The 21,113-nt window shown below is 73.4% G+C and carries 19 protein-coding genes; 14 read left to right on the forward strand and 5 right to left on the reverse strand.

Annotated elements, in window-relative coordinates; genetic code table 11:
• Positions 1-2 precede the first annotated feature (2 nt).
• The 6 genes from ACN27B_RS13660 (at position 3) to ACN27B_RS13685 (ending at position 7,173) form a co-directional block, all read left to right on the forward strand.
• Positions 3-1,496 carry an ABC transporter ATP-binding protein gene (locus ACN27B_RS13660; RefSeq protein WP_396822492.1) on the forward strand — a complete coding sequence of 498 codons (1,494 nt, stop codon included), beginning with the start codon at positions 3-5 and terminating at the stop codon, positions 1,494-1,496.
• Positions 1,493-2,851, forward strand: a complete 1,359-nt coding sequence (locus tag ACN27B_RS13665; protein WP_099162630.1) for an ABC transporter permease — start codon at positions 1,493-1,495, stop codon at positions 2,849-2,851. Before ACN27B_RS13660 ends, ACN27B_RS13665 begins: the two co-directional genes overlap by 4 nt.
• A 2-nt stretch (positions 2,852-2,853) precedes the next feature.
• On the forward strand, positions 2,854-4,134 hold the full coding sequence (locus ACN27B_RS13670; protein WP_099162629.1) for an ABC transporter permease: 1,281 nt from the start codon (positions 2,854-2,856) through the stop codon (positions 4,132-4,134).
• Between the two features lie 91 nt (positions 4,135-4,225).
• Positions 4,226-4,939 (forward strand): cytidine deaminase, encoded by a 714-nt coding sequence (locus ACN27B_RS13675; protein WP_172967855.1) that lies wholly within the window; start codon positions 4,226-4,228, stop codon positions 4,937-4,939.
• Positions 4,940-5,101: 162 nt separating this feature from the next.
• A complete protein-coding gene (locus tag ACN27B_RS13680) occupies positions 5,102-6,382 on the forward strand; it encodes a thymidine phosphorylase (RefSeq protein ID WP_422745260.1) in 1,281 nt (426 codons plus the stop codon).
• A gap of 110 nt (positions 6,383-6,492) precedes the next feature.
• Positions 6,493-7,173, forward strand: coding sequence for a DUF4272 domain-containing protein (locus ACN27B_RS13685; RefSeq protein WP_099162626.1), 681 nt, complete (start codon positions 6,493-6,495; stop codon positions 7,171-7,173).
• Between the two features lie 6 nt (positions 7,174-7,179).
• Here ACN27B_RS13685 and ACN27B_RS13690 read toward each other — a convergent pair whose 3' ends face one another.
• Positions 7,180-8,031 (reverse strand): putative RNA methyltransferase, encoded by an 852-nt coding sequence (locus tag ACN27B_RS13690; protein ID WP_422745262.1) that lies wholly within the window; start codon positions 8,029-8,031, stop codon positions 7,180-7,182.
• Positions 8,032-8,034: 3 nt separating this feature from the next.
• A complete protein-coding gene (locus tag ACN27B_RS13695; RefSeq protein WP_099162624.1) occupies positions 8,035-8,532 on the reverse strand; it encodes a MarR family winged helix-turn-helix transcriptional regulator in 498 nt (165 codons plus the stop codon).
• Between the two features lie 56 nt (positions 8,533-8,588).
• Here ACN27B_RS13695 and ACN27B_RS13700 point away from each other — a divergent pair, with 56 nt between their 5' ends.
• From ACN27B_RS13700 to ACN27B_RS13715, 4 genes are read left to right on the forward strand one after another with little or no spacing between them, the layout of a single operon-like run.
• Positions 8,589-9,215 (forward strand): YczE/YyaS/YitT family protein, encoded by a 627-nt coding sequence (locus ACN27B_RS13700; protein WP_422745264.1) that lies wholly within the window; start codon positions 8,589-8,591, stop codon positions 9,213-9,215.
• Positions 9,203-9,772, forward strand: coding sequence for an NADPH-dependent FMN reductase (locus ACN27B_RS13705; protein ID WP_355521076.1), 570 nt, complete (start codon positions 9,203-9,205; stop codon positions 9,770-9,772). Before ACN27B_RS13700 ends, ACN27B_RS13705 begins: the two co-directional genes overlap by 13 nt.
• Positions 9,769-10,182 (forward strand): PPOX class F420-dependent oxidoreductase, encoded by a 414-nt coding sequence (locus ACN27B_RS13710; protein WP_422745266.1) that lies wholly within the window; start codon positions 9,769-9,771, stop codon positions 10,180-10,182. Before ACN27B_RS13705 ends, ACN27B_RS13710 begins: the two co-directional genes overlap by 4 nt.
• Before the next feature lie 47 nt (positions 10,183-10,229).
• Positions 10,230-11,306, forward strand: coding sequence for an adenosine deaminase (locus ACN27B_RS13715; protein ID WP_091582371.1), 1,077 nt, complete (start codon positions 10,230-10,232; stop codon positions 11,304-11,306).
• On the opposite strand, the gene ACN27B_RS13720 is transcribed toward ACN27B_RS13715, so the two are convergent.
• Entirely contained in the window at positions 11,307-11,720 is a 414-nt protein-coding gene (locus ACN27B_RS13720; protein WP_422745268.1) for a hypothetical protein, read from the reverse strand.
• A gap of 384 nt (positions 11,721-12,104) precedes the next feature.
• On the opposite strand from ACN27B_RS13720, the gene ACN27B_RS13725 reads away from it, so the two are divergent.
• The 4 genes from ACN27B_RS13725 (at position 12,105) to ACN27B_RS13740 (ending at position 17,232) form a co-directional block, all read left to right on the forward strand.
• On the forward strand, positions 12,105-15,755 hold the full coding sequence (locus ACN27B_RS13725) for a nitrate- and nitrite sensing domain-containing protein (RefSeq protein WP_396822311.1): 3,651 nt from the start codon (positions 12,105-12,107) through the stop codon (positions 15,753-15,755).
• Positions 15,752-16,156: a roadblock/LC7 domain-containing protein gene (locus ACN27B_RS13730; protein ID WP_013283992.1), complete on the forward strand. Its 405-nt coding sequence runs from the start codon at positions 15,752-15,754 to the stop codon at positions 16,154-16,156. The genes ACN27B_RS13725 and ACN27B_RS13730 overlap by 4 nt, the downstream gene beginning before the upstream one ends.
• A 100-nt stretch (positions 16,157-16,256) precedes the next feature.
• On the forward strand, positions 16,257-16,637 hold the full coding sequence (locus tag ACN27B_RS13735) for a DUF742 domain-containing protein (RefSeq protein WP_013473970.1): 381 nt from the start codon (positions 16,257-16,259) through the stop codon (positions 16,635-16,637).
• 1 nt (position 16,638) lies between these two features.
• Positions 16,639-17,232: a GTP-binding protein gene (locus ACN27B_RS13740; RefSeq protein WP_091582358.1), complete on the forward strand. Its 594-nt coding sequence runs from the start codon at positions 16,639-16,641 to the stop codon at positions 17,230-17,232.
• 116 nt (positions 17,233-17,348) lie between these two features.
• On the opposite strand, the gene ACN27B_RS13745 is transcribed toward ACN27B_RS13740, so the two are convergent.
• Positions 17,349-18,569, reverse strand: coding sequence for an ABC transporter substrate-binding protein (locus tag ACN27B_RS13745; protein ID WP_422745272.1), 1,221 nt, complete (start codon positions 18,567-18,569; stop codon positions 17,349-17,351).
• Between the two features lie 122 nt (positions 18,570-18,691).
• A complete protein-coding gene (locus ACN27B_RS13750) occupies positions 18,692-21,106 on the reverse strand; it encodes a transposase (protein ID WP_422745274.1) in 2,415 nt (804 codons plus the stop codon).
• Positions 21,107-21,113 lie beyond the last annotated feature (7 nt).

Consider the following 21,113-nt stretch of genomic DNA (forward strand, 5'->3'; position numbering starts at 1 on the left):
ACATCGACCTCACGGTGGAGCCTGGAGAGATCCACGCCCTGCTCGGCGAGAACGGCGCCGGCAAGTCGACCCTGATGAACGTGCTCTACGGGCTCTACCAGCCCGACGAGGGCGAGATCCTGGTCGACGGCAAGCCGCTGAAGCTGAAGGGTCCGTCGGACGCGATCGCCGCCGGGATCGGCATGGTGCACCAGCACTTCATGCTGGTGCCGGTCTTCACCGTGGCCGAGAACGTCATGCTCGGCGCCGAGCAGGTCCGGGGGCCGTTCGCCGGCATCCTCGACCGCCGGCGCGCCCGGCGCGAGGTCGCCGAGGTCTCCGAGCGCTACAACCTCCGGGTCGACCCGGACGCGGTGATCGAGGACCTGCCGGTCGGCATCCAGCAGCGGGTGGAGATCGTCAAGGCGCTCACCCGCGACGTCGACCTGCTGATCCTCGACGAGCCCACGGCCGTGCTCACGCCGCAGGAGACCGAGGAACTGCTCACGGTCATGCGGTCGCTCAAGGCCGCCGGCAAGTCGATCGTGTTCATCACCCACAAGCTGGGCGAGGTGAAGGCGATCGCCGACCGGATCACCGTGATCCGGCGCGGCAGGACCGTGGGCACCGCCGAGCCGAGCGCCAGCCGGGACGAACTGGCCGCGCTGATGGTGGGCCGCAGCGTCCGGCTGACCGTGGACAAGAAGCCCGCCGAGCCCGGCAAGCCGATCCTGGAGATCGCCGGCCTGGTCGTCGACGACGACCGGCAGGTACGCGCCGTCGACGGCGTCGACCTGACCGTGCGCGCCGGCGAGGTGCTCGGCGTCGCGGGCGTGCAGGGCAACGGCCAGACCGAACTGATCGAGGCGATCATGGGCCTGCGTCCCACGCTCGCCGGCACGATCAGCCTCGACGGCGAGGCGGTGAACGGCTGGTCGACCAAGAAGGTGCTCCGCGCCGGCGTCGGCTACGTGCCGGAGGACCGCAGCGTCGACGGCCTGGTCAAGGAGTTCTCCGTGGCGGAGAACCTGGTGCTGGACATCTACGACCGGCCGCCGTTCGGCAAGGGCCTGTCGCTGAAGCCGGACGCCATCGGGAAGTCGGCGAAGGAGCGGATCGAGCAGTTCGACATCCGTACCTCGTCGGCCGACGCCGCCGTCGGCACGCTCTCCGGCGGCAACCAGCAGAAGGTGATCGTGGCCCGGGAGCTGTCCCGGCCGCTGAAGCTCTTCATCGCCGCGCAGCCCACCCGGGGCGTGGACGTCGGCTCGATCGAGTTCATCCACAGCCGGGTGATCCGCGAGCGGGACGTCGGCACCGCGGTCATGGTGGTCTCCAGCGAGCTGGACGAGGTGATCGGCCTGGCCGACCGGATCGCGGTGATGTACCGCGGTCGGATCATCGGCATCGTCGGCCCGGACACCCCGCGCGAGGAGATCGGCCTGCTGATGGCCGGCATCACGCCCGACACCGCCACCCCGACCGCTGACCGCCCTGCCAACGAGGACGAGGCATGACGAACCCGAATCCGGTCTCGGGCTCCCCGGACAAGGAGCCGGCGACCGAGGCGCAGGAGGCGCGCAGCGAGGCCCGGGCGACGCCGACCGCGCCGGCCGGCGACGCCGAGCGTCCGGTGCCCGCCACCGCGCCGAAGCAGCCACCGGCCGGGGAGCCCCGGCCCAGTCTGGGCAAGCTGTTCCTGGACAACCTCTGGGCGGCGAACACGGTCACCGTGACCGTGCTCGCGGTGGTGCTGGCCATGCTGGTCGGCGCCGTGCTGATCATCATCTCCGACCCGGAGGTGCTGGCCACCTACAGCTACATCACCGCCCGCCCGGCGGACGCGCTGAACGCCAGCTGGACCGTGGTCAGCGAGGCGTACGCGAACCTGTTCAAGGGCGCGATCTTCGACCCGGACGCGGTCGGATTCACCGCCGTCATGGGCCCGATCTCGGAGACGCTGACCTACACCGCGCCGCTGGTCTTCACCGGCCTGTCGGTGGCGCTGGCGTTCCGCGGCGGTCTGTTCAACATCGGCGCCCAGGGCCAGGCCACCATCGGCGTGATCCTGGCCGCCGTCGCCGGCTTCGCGTTGCCGCTGCCGCCCGGCGTACATCTGCTGGTGGCGCTGATCGCCGGCGCGCTCGGCGGTGCCCTCTGGGGTTTCATCCCGGGCATCCTCAAGGCCCGGACCGGCGCCCACGAGGTGATCAACACGATCATGCTCAACTACGTGGCGATCTACTTCCTGTCCTGGATCATCATCCAGAGCGGGGTGCAGAACCCCGACCGCGCGGACGCGATCAGCAAGCCGGTCGACTCCTCCGCGCAGCTGCCCCGGCTGCTCGGCGACGACCTGCGGGTGCACGCCGGCATCCTGCTCGCGGTGCTGGCCACCTGGTTCATCGCCTGGCTGCTCAACCGCTCCACGCTCGGCTTCGAGCTGCGCGCGGTGGGCGAGAACCCGGACGCGGCCCGGACCGCCGGCATCAGCGTGACCAAGACGTACGTGCTGGTGATGGCGACCGCGGGTCTGCTGGCCGGCCTCGGCGGCTCGAACATGGTGCTCGGCTCCACCGCCGACGCGTTGACCCCGCTGGTGATCGCGCAGATCGGCTTCGACGGCATCCTGGTCGCCCTGCTCGGCCGGGTGAAGCCGTGGGGCGTGCTGCTGGCCGCGCTGCTGTTCGGCGCGCTCCAGGCCGGCGGCAACCGGATGCAGTCCTACTCCGGGATCTCGCTGGAGCTGGTCACCGTGCTCCAGGCGCTCATCGTCATCTTCATCGCCGCGCCCGCCCTGGTGAAGGCGATCTTCCAGCTCCGGGCGGCCCGCGCCGCCCGGCTGCAGACGAGCCTCGCGAAGGGCTGGTGAGCATGTCCACCACCGCTGTCCCCGAGGTCGCCGTCACCGCGGTCGACGAGGGTTTCTGGACGCGTGCCCGCAAGGCCGGCGCGGTCCTGCTGGCTCTGGGTGTGCTCGCGGCCGTGCTGTTCGGCGCGCTCGCCACCGACCAGCAGGCCCGCTTCACGCTCAGCGAGACCGAGGGCGGCGCCGCCCTGGAGATCAACGGCACGATCGGCGCGATCCTGTTCGGGGTCATCGCCGCCGCGGCCGGTGCCGCCCTGCTGGCCGGCGTGCCCAAGCGATGGTTCACGCTGCTGCTCGGCGCCGGGCTGGTCGCCTTCGTGCTGAGCTTCCTGTGCTGGCAGGTCTCCGCCGCCCCCGAGGGCCGCAACTTCATGCCGCTGGTCAACGTCGTCCGGGGCACGTTCATCCTGGCGCTGCCGCTGATCTTCGGCGCGCTGGCCGGCGTGCTCTGCGAGCGCTCCGGCGTGGTCAACGTGGCGATCGAGGGCCAGTTGCTGATGGGCGCCTTCTCCGGCGCGCTGTTCGGCAGCATCTCCGGCAGCGTCTGGGTCGGCCTGGTGGCCGCTGCGATCGGCGGCGCGTTCATCTCGCTGCTGCTGGCCGTGTTCGCCATCCGCTACCTGGTCGACCAGGTGGTCATGGGCATCGTGCTGAACCTGCTGGCGGTCGGCGTCACCGGCTTCCTCTACGAGCGGCTGATGCAGACCGACGCGGCGAAGTACAACAGCGCGCCGCGCTTCAGCAACTGGGAGATCCCGTTGCTGAAGGACATCCCGCTGATCGGTCCGGCGCTGTTCCGGGGCAACATCTTCCTCTACCTCGGCCTGCTGCTGGTGCTGGTCATCCACCTGGCCCTGTTCCGGACCCGGTGGGGCCTGCGGACCCGGTCGGTGGGTGAGCACCCGACCGCCGCCGACACGGTGGGCGTGAAGGTGTTGCGGTTGCGCTACCGCAACGTGATCATGGCTGGCCTGGTGGCCGGTGTCGGTGGGGCGTCGTACACGTTGGCGCTCTACTCGTTCACCAAGAACATGATCGGCGGCAAGGGCTTCATCGCCCTGGCCGCGCTCATCTTCGGCCGGTGGAGCCCGACGGGCGCGCTGCTCGCGGCGCTGTTCTTCGGCTTCGCCGACCAGCTCGCCACCTACCTGGGCGCGATCGGCAGTGGCATCCCGAGCCAGTTCCTGGCGATGCTGCCCTACCTGGCGACGATCCTGGCGGTGGCCGGGCTGGTCGGCAAGGTCCGGGCACCGGCCGCCGACGGCAAGCCGTACATCAAGGGCTGAGCCTCCGCGACACGACGTGCCCGGCGGGAGGACCCGCCGGGCATCGTCGTCTCCGGCCGCGCCGGTGACCGATCGGCGTGGATTGGGCAGAATGGGAGTCGTGATGGAGATCGACTGGGAGCGGCTGCGGGCCGCCGCCACCGAGGTGATGCGGCACGCCTACGTGCCCTACTCGAAGTTTCCCGTCGGCGCCGCCGCCCTGGTCGACGACGGCCGGGTCGTGGTCGGCTGCAACGTGGAGAACGCCGGCTACGGCGTGACGCTCTGCGCCGAGTGCGGCGTCGTCTCCTCGCTGCACGCCACCGGCGGCGGTCGGATCGTGGCGCTGTCCTGCGTCGACGCGACCGGTGAGCCGCTGATGCCGTGCGGCCGGTGCCGGCAGCTGCTCTGGGAGCAGGGCGGGCCGGAGTGCCTGATCGAGGCGAAGAGCGGGCCGCTGCGGATGGCGGAGCTGCTCCCGCACGCCTTCGACGTGGCCGACATCGAGGCGGTGACCGGCGAGCATCCGGTGCCCGTGGTGCCGGACCGGCTGGCCGCCTGGCGCGGCCGGGGGACGGTGTTCGTGCACCCCGACCTGTCCGGCGGGCAGCAGGTCTGGACGACCTACTGGGAGCGGTCGGCCGGGGACGCCGAGGACACCGAGACCGGCGTGCTGGAGGAGGGCCCGACCTGGGACGAGCCGGCCGGCGCGATCGAGTGGGGGTTGGCGCGGACGCCGCGTGTGGTCGTGGTGGACGCGTCCGGGACGATCTTCTGGGCCGGTGAGGGTGAGCCTCCTTCGGAGATTCCGGTCCGTTGGGGTTGAGCCGGTTGAAGTGGGGTTGAGCTGGGGGAATCGGGCCGACCGTGCCTGGCTCCGGGCGGTCAGGCTTGATCCCTCCGCCGGTCACGGTCGGCCCGATTCCTCGACGGTCACCGTTCGCGGGTCGGTGCGGCCACGCGCGATCAATTGATTGGATCTTGAGAAGTGAGTGCTTTCACGGCGGTTGACGTCATCCGGACGAAGCGGGACGGGGGTGTGCTGAGCGACGGCCAGATCGACTGGGTGGTCGACGCGTACACCAAGGGGTTGGTGGCCGACGAGCAGATGTCGGCGTTGGCCATGGCGATCCTGCTGCGCGGCATGACCGGCCCGGAGATCGCCCGGTGGACCGCCGCCATGATCGCCAGCGGCGAGCGGCTGGACCTGTCGTCGGTGGCCCGGCCGACCGTGGACAAGCACTCCACCGGCGGCGTCGGCGACAAGATCACCCTGCCGCTGACCCCACTGGTCGCCGCGTGCGGCGCGGCCGTCCCGCAGCTGTCCGGCCGGGGGCTCGGTCACACCGGCGGTACGCTGGACAAGCTGGAGTCGATCCCGGGTTGGCGGGCGGCGCTGCGCAACGACGAGTTCATCGCGCAGCTCCGCGACGTCGGCGCGGTGATCTGCGCGGCCGGTGACGGGCTCGCCCCGGCCGACCGCAAGCTGTACGCGCTGCGCGACGTCACCGGCACCGTCGAGGCGATCCCGTTGATCGCCAGCTCGATCATGAGCAAGAAGATCGCGGAGGGGACCGGCGCGCTGGTGCTCGACGTGAAGGTCGGCTCCGGCGCCTTCATGAAGAACGTCGACGACGCCCGCGAGCTGGCCCGCACCATGGTCGAGCTGGGTGGGGCGCACGGGGTGCGCACGGTCGCCCTGCTCACCGACATGTCCACCCCGCTCGGCATGACGGTCGGCAACGCGGTCGAGGTGACCGAGTCGGTGGAGGTGCTCGCCGGCGGCGGCCCGGCCGACGTGGTGGAGCTGACACTGGCGCTGGCCCGGGAGATGCTCGACGCCGCGGGCCTGCCGGACGCCGACCCGGCCGCCGCGCTGCGCGACGGCCGGGCGATGGACGCCTGGCGGACGATGATCCGGGCGCAGGGCGGCGACCCGGACGCCCCGATGCCGACCGCGCCGGAGGTCGAGGTCGTCACCGCGGCCGAGGACGGCTGGGTGGCCGAGGTCGACGCGTACGCGATCGGGGTGGCCGCCTGGCGGCTCGGCGCCGGCCGGGCCCGCAAGGAGGACCCGGTGAGCGTCCCGGCGGGCGTGGTCCTGCACAAGCGCCCCGGCGATCGCGTGCGGGTCGGTGACCCGCTGTTCGAGCTGCGCGCCGAGCACGCCGAGCGGATCCCGGCGGCGCTGGCCGAGGCGCGTGGGGCGATCCGGGTGGCGGCCGAGGCGCCGGCCGTCACGCCGCTGGTCATCGACCGGATCGGTTGACGGGTTCCGGCTCGGGCCGGCCATGGTGCCGGCCCGGCCGGAGCCGCTATCCTCCCAGGCCAGGGGGACCGACCGGCGGCGAGCCGGGGCGACCAGACAGGGACTGACCGTTGCGCGTATCCGCTCCCGATCCTCGGGCCGTCCGCGAGGCGAGCCTCGACGAGCTGTCCCGGCTGGGTCTTCCGCTGCCGCCGTCGCAGTTCCCGCTGGTGTGGGAGCCGGGCGACGAGATCGAGCTGCGCCCGACCCCGGAGATCGAGGCCCGGATCGCGGTGCTGCACCTGATTCTGGCCCGCTGCTTCGGCATGCCCGCGCAGGCGGCGATGAGCTGGCTGCTCGACTCGCACCTGGTCGAGATGCTGACGCCGCCGGAGTGGCAGTTCGTGATGGGCAGCCGGGGCGACCACCGGTCGTTCGTGCTGCACCACGACGCGCTCTTCTCGCTGGCCTGGGTGCTCGGCCTGACCAAGCAGCTGGACCCGACCGTGCCGGTCGACGAGCGGCTGGTCGAACGGATGCCGAACCTGGTCACCGGCGAGACGTTCCCGCAGTGGCGGGCCCGGATCCTGGCCGCACCGCAACATCCCGCCGACGCGGCGGCGCTGCTCGACCTGCACTACTGCCTGGACTGGGCCTACCTGGAGACCGAGCGGGCCGGCCGGGCGCTGCCCGGGCTGGTGGATGCCAACGCGATCGGCCAGCGCCGGTGGGCGTTGGAGTGGGCCGTGGTGCTGCGCGGGCCGTACCACGAGGAGCCGCCGGGCTGGGAAGAGGTCGACCTCTCCACCTGACGCCGGTCAGCGCGGCCGGTGCACGCCCAGCCGGACGGCGAGCGTGACCGGCGTCGGCTCGGGCAGCCCGGCGATCCGGGCGGCGAGCCGTCCCGGGTCGGCGTGCCAGGCGCTGGGTCCCATCCCCACCAGCGTGGTGACCTCGGCGCGGGTCAGCGCCAGCCGGGCCCGGTGCTCGGTGACGGAATCCTCGGCGAAGTGGCCGCCCAGGCTGCCGGCCACCCGGTCGGCCTTGTCGGGGTCCACCCGGAGCAGGTCGAGCGCGTCGACCAGCTCGGCCAGGTGGTCGACTGCGGGGGTGACCACCAGCAGCGCTCCGGCCGGGTCGAGCACCCGGTGGAACTCCGGACCGTTGCGCGGCGCGAAGACGTTCAGCAGCACGGTCACGGACCGGTCGGCCAGCGGTAACCGCTGCCAGGTGTCGGCCAACGCGGCGGCGGCGCGCGGATGGGCCCGGGCCGCGCGGCGCAGCGCCGGCTTGGAGACGTCCAGCGCCAGGCCGTGGGCGTCCGGCAGCGCCGCCAGCACCGCCGCGAGGTAGTGGCCGGTCCCCGCGCCGGCGTCCACCACCAGGGGGTACGGGTCGTCGGGCGCGACGCGCGTCGCGGCGGAGGCCAGTGCGGTGGCGACGGTGTCGTAGTGCCCGGCGGCGAGAAAGTCGGACCGGGCGGAGACCATGTCGGCGCTGTCCCCGCTGTGCGGGGTGCGGCCGGCGAGCAGGTTGACGTATCCCTGCCGGGCGGTGTCGAAGCTGTGTCCGCGCGGGCAACGCAGCGCGCGGGTGGTGCCGGCGGTGGCCTCGGCCAGCGACTCGGCGCAGACCGGGCAGCGCAGCCGGCCCAGGATCCGGTGGTCCACGGCTCAGCCCGCCGCTTCCGCGCGTCGACCGGCGCCGTCGCCGGGTCGGCCGGCGAGACGGTCGACCACCCGCTGGCTGAGCGTGCCGAGTGCCGCCAGCTCGGCCGGGGTGAGCAGGTCGATCAGGTGGCGGCGGACGGCGGCCACGTGCGCCGGCGCCGCGGCCTCGACGGCCCGCCGGCCGGCCGGGGTGAGGGTCACCACCGAGCCGCGCCCGTCGGTGGCACACTCCTCCCGGACGACCAGGCCGCGTTGCTGCATCCGGGAGATGTGGTGGGAGAGCCGGCTGCGGGACCAGAGCATCCGGTCGGCCAGCTCGCTGAGCCGCATCCGCTGGTCGGGGGTCTCGGAGAGGTCGCTCAGCACGTCGTAGTCCGGCTCGGAGAGGCCGGCGTCCTGCATCAGCTCACGGGCCAGCTCCAGGTCGAGCAGCCGGCGCATCCGCCGGTAGCCCCGCCACGCGCGGTCCTCCCGCTCGTCGAGCCAGCGCGGTTCGTCCATGCCCCGATCCTAACGGTTGGTTGACATGTCACCAACATGCCGCCTAGGTTGATGACATGTCAACGAAAATGTCGGCCCGGGTGGTCCGGCTGCTCGCCGGCCTGACCCTGTTCGGCGTCAGCGTCGCGCTGATGGTCCGCGCCGACCTCGGCCTCGCGTCCTGGGACGTGCTGCACCAGGGCCTCGCCGCCCGCACCGGCCTGCCGATGGGCCTGCTGGTCAACGCCGTGGCGCTGCTGGTGCTGCTGCTGTGGATCCCGCTGCGGCAGCGCCCCGGCATCGGCACGGTGGCGAACGTCACCCTGGTCGGGCTGGCCCTCGACGCGACGCTGGCCCTGGTCCCCCCGCTCGACCCGCTCGCCGGTCGGATCGGGCTGCTGGTCGCGGGCATCCTGCTCAACGGTCTCGCCACCGCGCTCTACCTGGGGGCCCGCCTCGGTCCCGGTCCGCGCGACGGGCTGATGACCGGCCTGGCCGCCCGCGGCCTCCCGCTCGGCCCGGTACGCACCCTGATCGAGGTGACCGTGCTGGCGGTCGGTTGGCTGCTCGGCGGGGCCGTCGGTCCCGGCACCCTGCTCTACGCGGTCGGCATCGGTCCGATCGTCGCCTGGCTCGTTCCCCGACTCACCGTGCCGGCCCCGGCCGCCACCCCGACAGGAGTGACCCCACCATGCCCCGCCTGAACGTGATCGTCGCCAGCACCCGCCCCGGTCGGGTCGGCCGCCGCATCGGTGACTGGTTCACCGCCGCCGCCGTCCGCCACGGCGGTTTCGACGAGGTGCGCCTCGTCGACCTGGCCGAGGTCGGACTGCCCTTCCACGACGAGCCGCACCATCCGTCGGAGCGGGTCTACCTGCACGAGCACACCCGCACGTGGAGCGCCACCACCGATGCCGCGGACGCCTTCGTCCTGGTGATGCCGGAGTACAACCACGGCTTCAGCGCGCCGCTCAAGAACGCGATCGACTACCTCTACCACGAGTGGCAGCACAAGCCGGTGGGCTTCGTCAGCTACGGGATGACCTCCGGGGGCCTGCGCGCGGTGCAAATGATCAAGCAGGTGGTGACGACCTTGAACATGACGCCGGTCAACGACGCGGTGGTCGTCTTCCTGCGGCAGGCGCTGGACGAGTCGGGTGAGCTGCGCGCCGACCCGGGCCGGGACGACGCCGCCGCGCTGATGCTCGACCGGCTCGTCCGGCTGGCCGCCGCGCTCGCGCCGCTGCGGGTGACCGCATGAGCGCCCGGCTCTGGGAGCTGTTCGGCGAGCACGGGCGCGGGGTGCTGGCCACCCTGCGCCGGGACGGACGCCCGCAGCTGTCCAACCTCGACTACCTGGCCGAGCCGGGCCTGATCCGTTGCTCCACCACGGCCGACCGGACGAAGGTGCGCAACCTGCGCCGGGACCCCCGGGCCAGCTTCCACGTGACCACCGCCGACGGCGGCGCGTACGCGGTGGCCGAGGGCACGGTGACGCTCACCCCGCCGGCCGCCGCGACCGACGACGCGACGGTCGACGAGTTGGTCGAGGTCTACCGGCGGATCCGCGGCGAGCACCCGGACTGGGCGGACTACCGGGCCGCCATGGTGGCCGACGGCCGCCTGGTCCTGCGCCTGAGCGTCGAGCGGGTCTACGGCTGGCGTCCCTGAAGCCGGTCCGGTGCCGGCCCGGTACCGCCGGTGACTAGGGTCTGAGCATGGTCGCAATCTCGTACGAGGACATCGTCAAGGTCCCCAAGGCGCTGCTGCACGATCACCTCGACGGCGGCCTGCGGCCCGCGACGATCGTCGAGCTGGCCGCCGAGGCCGGCCACGAACTCCCCACCACCGACCCGGAGGCGCTGGGACGCTGGTTCTCCGAGGCGGCGAACTCCGGCTCGCTGGAGCGCTACCTGGAGACGTTCGCGCACACCGTCGCGGTCATGCAGACCGCGCCCGCGCTGCGTCGGGTCGCCCGGGAGTGCGCGCTGGACCTGGCCGCCGACGGCGTCGTCTACGCCGAGGTGCGGTTCGCGCCCGAGCAGCACCTGGAGCAGAACCTCACCCTCGACGAGGTGGTCGACGCGGTGGTCACCGGGTTCCGGGAGGGCAGCGCGCTGGCCGCCGAGGCGGGCACGCCGATCCGGATCGGCACGCTGCTCACCGCGATGCGGCACGCCGCCCGGTCGCAGGAGATCGCCGAGCTGGCGGTGCGGCACCGCGACACCGGGGTGGTCGGCTTCGACATCGCCGGCGCCGAGGCCGGCTTCCCGCCCACCCGGCACCTGGACGCGTTCGAGTACCTCCAGCGGGAGAACTTCCACTTCACCATCCACGCCGGCGAGGCGTTCGGCCTGCCGTCGATCTGGCAGGCGATCCAGTGGTGCGGGGCGGACCGGCTGGGCCACGGCGTGCGCATCGTGGACGACATCACCCCCGGCAACCCGCCGGTGCTGGGCCGGCTGGCGGCGTACGTGCGGGACAAGCGCATCCCGCTGGAGCTGTGCCCGTCGTCGAACGTGCAGACCGGCGCGGCGGCGTCGATCGCCGACCACCCGATCGGGCTGCTGCGCGACCTGCGCTTCCGGGTGACGGTGAACACCGACAACCGGCTGATGAGCGGCACCTCGATGTCGCGGGAGATGGCGCTGCTGGTGGACGCCTTCGGCTACGGCTGGAAGGAACTCCAGTGGTTCACCATCAACGCGATGAAGAGCGCGTTCATCCCGTTCGACGAGCGGCTGCGGATCATCGACGAGGTGATCAAGCCGGCGTACGCCAAGCTGATCGGCTGATCACCGGCGGCGCGGGTGGCCGGCGAGCAGGGCGGCCACCCCGCGCAGCACCTGCCGGGCGCGGGCGGCCTCGGCGCCCAGGCCGGTCTGCCGGCGCAGCACGGCCGGCTCGGTCCGCAGCAGCGTGATCCCGCGCCGGACCAGCACGCGGGGGGCCTTGCGCTGCTCGGTGAGATCGCGGGCGAGCCGGCGCAGGAAGGTCGCGCCACGCGGGCGCCGCAGCGCGTACGCCCCGGCGAGCAGCCCCCGGCGCCGGCACTCGGCGACGATCTCGGCGGCGAAGATCCCTTCGGCGACGAAAATTGGCGATCCGTCGACGTCGAATGGCCGGGTGGCCACCCGCCGGTCCGCGCCGATCGCATAAACCGGCACTTCGGCCTTGCCCTCCCGGGCCAGTCGGGCAATGGTTTCCACCGCCGTGTCCGCGTCCCAGGACAAGGGGGACTCCCAGTCCACCTGTCCGTTTCGGCGTGGACACGTAGGGTCATCGCCGTCCTTGTAGAAGTCGTCCAGACACAGCACCGGAAGTCCGGTTCGCTGGGCTATGTACGACTTTCCCGAGCCGGAGGGCCCGGCGAGCAGGACGACGCGATGCGGGTGTTCCATTACCTTCAGTGACTCCGGCCAGACGGATTGCTATCAAATTGCATCAACATCTCATCACACCTCCGGCGAGGGCCAACCTGGGCTTTCTCTTTGCGAGGCGGCGTGATGGAATCTCGGAGGTCCGACCCGCCGGGTCGGTCGCTCGGCGTTGCCCTCAGGTGACGTCGGACGCGGTTTTGCGAGGGCGGTGACGTGAGCAAACGGCCAACGACGGCGGGCTCCTTCCTGTCGCGGCTGCGCCGGCCGGCGAGTCGGCTGCGCGACATGCCGATCTGGTCCAAGCTCGGTCTGATCATGATCGTGCCGACCATCGCCACGGTCGTGGTGGGCACCAGCGGTCTGGTCGACCACCTGGAGACGCTCAACAATGCCAACCGGGCCGGCGACCTCGCCAGCCTGATCGGCTACTCGGGTGATCTGGCCGACACGATGCAGGACGAGCGGGTCGGTTCGGTGCTCTTCCTCGGAGCGAAGGAACTCCAGACCCGGGCGCAGTACCAGGAGGCCTACAACCGGGCCAACCAGCGGGTGGACCAGGCCAAGGGCCCCTACCTGCGCCAGCGGGGCGAGATCGACGACCTGCCGCGCAACTTCGAGGCCCGGCTGGACGAGATCGACGACCAGCTCAAGGACCTGCCGGCCACCCGCAGCCAGGTGCTGAACGGCAAGCTCAAGATCGACGAGGCGGAGAAGGCGTACGAGCGCCTGATCAACGACCTGCTCTCGATCCGTGACTCGGCCACCCAGCTCGCCGGTGACAACGACCTGAGCGACCGGATGCGCGCCGCCGCCGCGGTCGCCCGGCAGAAGGAATACCTGGCCCAGCGCCGGGTGGTCGTGCACCAGGCACTCACCCAGGGGCAGTACAGCCCCGCGCTGCGCGAGCAGTTCATCGCCAGCGGCACCGCCCAGGCGCAGGCCCTCGCGACGTTCCGCTCCGTGGCCACCCCGGCCGACGCCGAGTTCTTCGACCAGACGGTCGAGGGACCCGACCTGCGTAAGGCCGACAACCTCACCGGCTTCATGTCGGCGAACAACAGCGGCTCGATGAAGAACGCGCCGTTCGGGCCGGACCAGTGGGACCAGGCGATGGTCGGCAACGCGAAGCTGATCCGCACGGTCGAGTCCCGGCTCGACGGCAACGTGGTCCGGCAGGCCGACGAGCTGCGGTCGGACACGCAGCGCCAGGTGTTCCTCGAGACCGGCCTGCTGCTCACCATGCTGCTGCTGGCCATCCTCTTCGCCTACCTGGTCGCCCGGTCGATGGCCCGCTCGCTGCGCGACCTGCGTCAGGGCGCCCTGTCGGTGGCCCAGTACGGCCTGCCGCAGGCGGTGGCCCGGCTGCGCGACCCGCAGGTGACCGGTCAGCTCTCCCCGGTGCAGCTGGCCAACCAGATCGCCGAACCGCTGCCGGTCCGCAGCAAGGACGAGTTCGGTCAGGTGACCGAGGCGTTCAACGCCGTCCACCTGGAGGCGGTCCGCACCGCGGCCGAGCAGGCGGCCCTGCGCGCCTCCGTCGCGACCATGTTCGTCAACCTGGCCCGCCGCTCGCAGATCCTGGTCGACCGGCTGATCGGCCACCTCGACCGACTGGAGCGCGGCGAGGAGGACCCGGACCGGCTGGCCGAGCTGTTCCAGCTCGACCACCTGGCCACCCGGATGCGCCGCAACGACGAGAACCTGCTGGTCCTCGCCGGTGCGGACTCCACCCGTGTGCAGCGCGAGCCGGCCGCCCTGATCGACGTGCTCCGCGCCGCCCAGTCCGAGGTCGAGCACTACACCCGGATCGAGTTCGGGGTCATCGACCGCGACATCGAGGTCGCCGCGCACGCGGTCAACGACCTGGTGCACCTGGTCGCCGAGCTGTTCGACAACGCCACCGCCTTCTCACCGCCGGACTCGAGCGTCATGGTCGAGGCCCGTCGGGTCGGCGACCGCGCCTCGCTCTACGTGGAGGACCGCGGCATCGGCATCAGCTCCGAGCAGCTGCGCGACCTGAACGAGCGGCTCGCCACGCCGCCGCAGGTGGACGTGGCGGTCTCCCGGATGATGGGCCTGGTCGTGGTCGCCCGGCTGGCGTCCCGGCACGGCGTCAAGGTCGAGCTGCGGCCCGCCGCCGACCGGGGCACCGTCGCCGACGTCACGCTGCCCACCTCGGTCCTGGTGCCGCGCGCCCTCGCCGGTCGCGGGATGCCGGCCCCGGCGCTGCCCGCAGCCGGCCCGCAGCAGGGCGGCCCCACGCCGGCCTTCGGCGCCCTGGCCGCGCTCGGCAACGGCCCGCACACCCCGCCCCCCGCGCCGCACCCCGGCGGCTCCGGCAACCAGGTCACGCTCGGCGGGCGTTCCTTCGACCCGGGCCACCGCAACGGCTCCGGCACCCCGGCCAACGCCGGCGGCGGTCGTGCCATGCCGGCCTGGTCCGACCTCACCGGCGCCAACGCCGGTGGCGGCGACGGCTACGCCCCGCGGGCCGCCAACGGCCAGCCGGTCGACCCGCTGCCCCAGCGGCGCAACCCGGCCGAGGGCGACCCGGCCACGACCGGTCAGCAGCCGGCCATCCCGCGGCAGCTGCCCAGCAGCCCGGAGGCGCGGCCCTACAACCCGCCGCCGGTGTCGGCCCCGCCGGTCCCACCGGTGTCGGCCCCGCCGCTGCCGCCGGTCTCCGGCGCGCCGGTCTCGGGCAACCCGTACGCGAACAACCCGTACCCGGGCCGTCCCGTCTCGGCCGCTCCGGTCTCCGGTCACCCGGTCTCCGGCGACCCGTACCCGGGCCGTCCGGTGTCGGCCGCGCCGGTCTCCGGCTACCCGGTCTCGGGCCACCCCGTCTCGGCCGCGCCGGTCTCCGGCCAGCCGACCGCGGGCTACCCGGTCTCCGCCCCGCCGACCGACCAGCTGCCGTCGCGTCCGGTCCCGTCGACGTCCGCTCCGCACGTGGGCGCCCCGCCGGTCTGGCCGCCGGTCGCCCCGGCGACCCCGGCGCCGGCCCCCGCCATGCCGGAGCGGATGCCCGCCGGCATGGACATGACCACGGAGCTGCCGCGGGTCCCGCGCACGGAGACGCCGTCGATGGCGCCGCAGCAGCCCGCCGCCCAGCCGGCGGCCCCTCAGCCGGCGGCCGCCCAACCGGCGCCGGCCCCCGCACCGCGCCAGGCCGCACCGCAGCAGCCCGGCAACCGCCAGCGGTACGCGGACGAGACGATGGAGCTGCCGATCTTCCGGGAGCTCGAGTCGGCCTGGTTCCGCACCCGTCGGCCCGGGCCCAACGAGGAGGCGGCGGCCGCCCCGGCCGGGCCGGCCAACGGCGCCGCGACCCAGCAGTTCGCCAAGGTGGACACCGCAGGCCGGGCCGTGCCGCAGACCACACCCGCAACGACAGGTAACACACCGATGGCACACACTCCGACGGCCGGCGGAGCCCCGCGTGACAACGGCACGGCGAACGGCAACGCGCGTCCGGCGTACGCCGGTGGGCTGCCGACCCGGCAGCCGGCGTCGCCGCAGCAGCCCTCGCCGTGGCAGACCGCGGCCGACGACGGTTGGCGGGCCGCCTCGGCCGCCACCGAGGTGCCGGTGGAGGAGACCACGCAGAAGGGCCTGCCGAAGCGGACGCCGATGGCGCAGCTCGTGCCGGGCAGCATCGACAAGCCGTCGCCGTCGTCGCAGCGGCGGACGCCGGAGGGTGTCCGGGGCCTGCTCTCGGCCTACCATCGGGGCGTGCAGCGGGGGCGGAACACGACCGACAGCAACACGACCGGCCCGGAGGGCACTCCGGGCGGGCAGCAGTCCTCGCAGTCTGGCTCAGGCCCGGTGGCCGGGAGCGGGCAGAAGGAGCAACAAGGATGACTACTACGCAGGATCTCGGATGGCTGCTCGCCAACTTCGCCGACCGGGTGCCCGGTGTGGCGCACGCGGTCGCGGTCTCGGCCGACGGCCTGCTTCTCGCCTCGTCCCGTGACCTCCCGCGGGACCGCGCCGACCAGCTCGCGGCGATCGCGTCCGGCCTGGTCAGCCTGACCCAGGGCGCGGCGCGCTGCTTCGAGGGCGGAGCGGTGCTGCAGACAGTCGTCGAGATGGACAACGGCTTCCTGTTCCTGATGTCCATCTCGGACGGCTCGTCGTTCGCGGTGCTCGCGGCGCGTAGCTGCGACGTGGGTCAGGTCGGGTACGAGATGGCCCTGCTCGTGGACCGGGTGGGCGACGCCCTGACGCCGCAGCCGCGTACGGCTGTGGGGATGATGGGCTGAATGACGCGCTGGCCGGTGGGTCAGGAGCGGGAACAACTACGACAGCGACGGATGCCACCGGGGCGAGCCGGTGCCGGGTGCGAGGGAGGTGAGCGGCGACATGGCGGATCGTGACGAGCCGACGGGAGCGTTGGTCCGGCCGTACGCCGTGACCCGAGGTCGTACCCGTCCCCGGCTCGACATCGCCCTGGAGGCGCTCGTCGAGACGACGGTGCGCGGCCGAGCGGTTGCCACTGGCAATGGTGGTGGCCACGGTCGTGAACACCAGTACATAGCCGCGTTGTGTGACGGACGCGTGCAGTCGCTTGCCGAGATCGCGGCGCGGATGCAGCTTCCGCTCGGCGTGGCCCGGGTGCTCATCGCCGACATGGCGACGGACGGCCTGGTCGCGGTCCACGAGCCGACCATTTTGGACGACTCTGACGACGCGGTGGGCACTGAACTGCTGGAGAGGGTGCTGAGTGGACTTCGCAGGCTCTGACATGTCGCACCGGCCGCCGGTCCCGAGCGGGCGCGTGACGTCGGCGAAGATCGTTATCGCCGGTGGATTCGGCGTCGGCAAGACGACGCTGGTCGGTTCGGTCTCGGAGATCACGCCGCTGACCACCGAGGCGATCATGACCTCCGCCGGCGTGGGCGTCGACGACACCCGGCAGGTGCCGGGCAAGACGACGACCACGGTGGCGATGGACTTCGGTCGTATCTCGATCGACCGTGACCTGATCCTGTACCTCTTCGGTACGCCGGGTCAGACGCGGTTCTGGTTCATGTGGGACGAGTTGGTCCGGGGCGCGATCGGCGCGGTGGTGCTGGTCGACACCCGTCGACTCGCCGACTGCTTCGCCGCGATCGACTTCTTCGAGCACCGGCGGTTGCCGTACCTGATCGCCATCAACTGCTTCGACGGCATGCAGTACCACGATCCGCAGGACGTGCGGGACGCGCTCGCGATCTCCCGCGACGTGCCGGTGGTGCCGTGCGACGCCCGTAACCGGGAGTCGACGAAGCACGTACTGATCTCGCTGGTCGAGTACGTGCTCACCATGCGGCGCTCGCGGGCCGTCGCGCCCGCCTGACCGACACGCGGAAGCGCCCGGCGGCCATGGGCCACCGGGCGCTTCCTGCCGTCCGTGGTCGAATGCGGTACGCGGTCGCCCGGTGACCGCCCCGCGGGACGGTCACCGGACGACGGTCAGGCGTACCGGGTCCAGCTGCCCTGGGAGACCAGGTAGACGCCGAGCGAGTCGGCCTCCATGCCACCGTGCCGGCCCTCGGTGAAGGCGTAGCCGCCGGCGATGCCCTCGGCCATCTGGGTCTGGAGGAACGCCCGCAACCGGCCCCGGTCGAGGCTCGTCGCCTTCCGCGCCGACGCGGCCAGGAGCTGGAGCGCGTCCGACGCGTACGGGGCGAAGGCGACCGAGGTGCCGTGCCGCTGGGTGTAGCGCCGGTCGAAGTCCTGGCGGGCCACCTGCGCGGTGCTGGTGGCGGTCAGCGGGGAGCCGCCCAGGCAGGCCGGATGCACGGCGTACGCCCCCTCCACCGCCGTCGCGTTGGCGCCGCTCACGGTGTCGTCGGCGACCGCCCCGGCGTCGAAGAAGAGCGGGCCGCGGTGACCGGCGCGCCGCAGCTCCCGCGCCGCGTCACCGGAGTCGGGCGCGGTGCCCCAGACGATGACCCCGTCCGGCTTTCCGGCGGCGGCGCGCTCCGCGGCGGAGCGGAAGCTCCGTCCGGTCTCCGGCAGCCGTACCGTCCGGACCAGGTCCACCCTGCTGTTGTCGAGCGCGTCCCGCACGGCGCGCACGCCCGAGTCGCCGTGGGGTCCGTCCGCCGCGAGCAGGACCACCCGGCGGATCCGCTGTGATTCGAGCAGGTCCGCCAGCCGGCGGGCCATGTCGGTGCCGTCCGGGGTGAGCTTGAAGCTGAACGTACGCTCCTGGAGCGGGAGCACGATGCGGTCCCCGTAGCCCAGGGACAGGTAGGGCGTCTTGAGCCGCTGGGCCGCCGCCGCGAGGGCCGCGGCGGTCTCACCGAGGACGCCACCGACCAGTGCCTGCGCTCCGGCGCGGGTCAGCTCGGCGGCCTGGCGGGCGGCGACCTCCGGGCTGCCGCCGTTGTCCCGGATGTCCAACCGGATCGACCGGAGCAGGGTGCCGACCTGGATGCCGGCGCGGTTCAGCGACTCCGCCGTGATCTCCAGCGCGCGGCGTTGGAACACGCCGAGCGTCGCGCCGCGTCCGCTCAGCTCCAGACTCGCGCCGACGAACAGGTCCTGGTCGCCCGGTGCACTGCTGGTCCCGCCGTCACCCGGGCGCTGCCCCTGCGGCCCGCAGCCGGCCAGCAGCAGGCTGCCGGCCGCGGCGGCGAGAACGCCCCGACGGGTGAGCACGGTGGAGTCGAATGCCGGTGTCGCCAATGGAGTCGCCTTCCCACCCCGGCGAACAGGCGCCGCCGCTGGTCCGCCGGGTATGTTCCCGGCCGGCCGGACCCGACGTCAAATCGTCCGGGTGTGGGTAGGAACACGCCGAGGCGTGGTGGTCAGGACCGGTATCCCGCTGAGCGGTATTCGTACTCCCGCTCGTCGTCGCGGTCGCCGGTGTCCCGGCTGAAGTCCCAGCCGCCGGCCGCCTCGCGGCCCGGCCGACCGCCGACCGCGAAGCCACCGATCTCCTGACCGCGACGCCAACCCCGGAAGTAGCCAGTGGTGTTCTCGGCGAGGCTGGCCGCGTTGCGGACGATCCGCAGTGGACGCTCCTCGCGCAGTGGCGAGCCCGGCACCAGGTTGGCCTGGGGGACCCGCTTCGGCAGGCCCGCCTTGGTCTCCGAGCCCACCGACGGGCGGGCGGCCTGCTCGGCGGCCTGCCACCCGGTGTCCGCGGTGCTCGACCACTCCAGGTCCGCCTCGTCGCCGTGCCCGACGAACCAGGCCGACTTGGCCTGCGCGAAGATCAGCAGGTCACCGTCGCCCTCGTCCGACACCGGCGGCGGCCGGTGCTCCCTGGGGGCGGGACGCCGCTCCAACGGCGGGGGCAGCTCGGCGCGGGGTGCCCGACGCGCGGCGTCGGCCGGGTCGACCAGCCGCAGCGGGGGCGTGTCGAGGCCCGGGTCGGTCGGCTGGTCCAGCCCGTTGCGCAGCGCCCGGTCGGCGAGCGGCGGCGGCTCCACCAGGCGCAGCATCGGCGGCTCCTGGGGCAGGTCGTCGGCGAGCCACGGCGGGGTGACCCGTCCCGGGTCGCTCGGCGCGTCCACGCTCCGCCCGTACGGGTAGGCGGGCGCCTCCCGCTCCCGGTCGTTCTGGTCGTCGCCGGTGTTGACCAGCGGCCAGTTGGCGCGGGAGCCCGGCGGGGCGGGTTCCGGCGCGGACGGGCGCGGGCTCGGCACCGGAACGCTCAGGTCGGTGGCGCTGAACCCGCCGGTCGGCGGCTCCTGGTTGGTCTTGGGGCGCGGCGGGATCACCGTGCGCTGCCGCTCGGCCCGGGCCTTGTTGATCGCGGCGGTGGTCAGCGTCGGGCGGAACGGCTCGCCGGCGTCGGCGGGCGGCACGGCGCCGCGCTGGGACGGGGCGATCGGCGTGATGCCGGGCGGCGGCGGGGGCGGGGCGGAGATGGGCCGGTTCGTCGGACCGTCCACCCGCGACGGCAGGGGCGCGCCGGTCGGCTCGGGGCGGCTCGGGGGAGCCGACATCGGCCGGCCCAGCGCCGCTGCCGGGGCGACCGGGGTCGGTGCGACCGGCGGCGGAGCCACCGGTGCGGGCGCGACCGGCGGCGGGCCGAGCGGTCGGGGCGACGGCGGTGCGGCCGGACCGGAGACGGGCTCCGGGCGGCTGCGCCGGCCACCGGGCACGGGCTCGGGGCGGGCTCGGCGACCACCCGGCTCGACGGTGTCGGGGGCCGGCTCGGGGCGGGGCCGCCGGAGGGCGTGCTCGACGGTCGGCTCGGGTTCGGCCGGGCGCACCGGACGCAGCCCGGTCGACACGGTCGGGGTCAGTTCGTCCACCTGCTCGCCCCGGCGGGCGGCGGCCCGGCGGCCGGCCACCGGCGCGGGGGCGGCCCGCTCGGCCAGCGCACCCACCAGCGCGTCGCAGCCGGCGTCGCAGGCCCGGACCGACGCGACGGCCTGTCGCACCGTCTCGGCGACGGCGGCGGTGAGCGATCGGTTGACAGTGGCCCGCCGGGGCGTCTCGGAGATGGCGACGCGCAGCGCGGTCACGGCCTCGTCGATCCGGTCGGCGTCGGCCAGGCCGTCGGCGGCCAGCTGCGCGGTCACCGCGTCGGCGGCCACACCGGCGTCGCGGCCGCGACCGGACGCGCCGGTCAGCATGCCCGGCTCGGGCAGCGCGTCGAGCACGGCCAGGGCGACCGGCTCGGCGGGATCCGGGTACGCGCGCAGCGCCGCCGGGTAGAGCTCGCGGAGGACCTCGCGCAGCGTCACCGCGGCCGAGTGCCGGCCGCTGGCCAGTGCCGCGTGCGCGGCCAGGACCTGCTTGTAGCCGGCGAGGTCGCGCGGCGCCGGGAGGGTCACCGCGGACAGCGCGCCCGCCTGCAGGGCCCGGGCCAGCCCGACCGCCCGGCGTTCGACCGGGGAGGACTGCATCTCCTCGAGGGAGTCGTCGTCGGCGAAGCGCTCGGCGAAGTCGTCGACCGAGTCGTCGTCGGCGATCGCCAGCGGCCGGCCGGCGGCACTGAGCAGCGAGGTGACGGTGTGGTCGTCGGAGTCGGCGGCGATCGCCACCCCACTCGGCCCACCGGACCGCTCCACCAGCAGCGCGACCAGCCGGGCGTAGCCGGCGGGCTCGTCACCGATCTCACAGACGTGCAGCAGACGGCCTGCGTCGTCAACCACAGCGGACGTCAGCGTCGTTCCGGCCGAAGCCGTTCGGTCGGCCGGATCTGCCGAGGCCAGACCGCAGTACACGCGCACGAGCGCCACGGCGTCGTCCTCCTCCCGGGACACAGGTCTT

The organism is Micromonospora sp. WMMD754, assembly GCF_049315235.1.
GTDB lineage: Bacteria > Actinomycetota > Actinomycetes > Mycobacteriales > Micromonosporaceae > Micromonospora > Micromonospora sediminicola.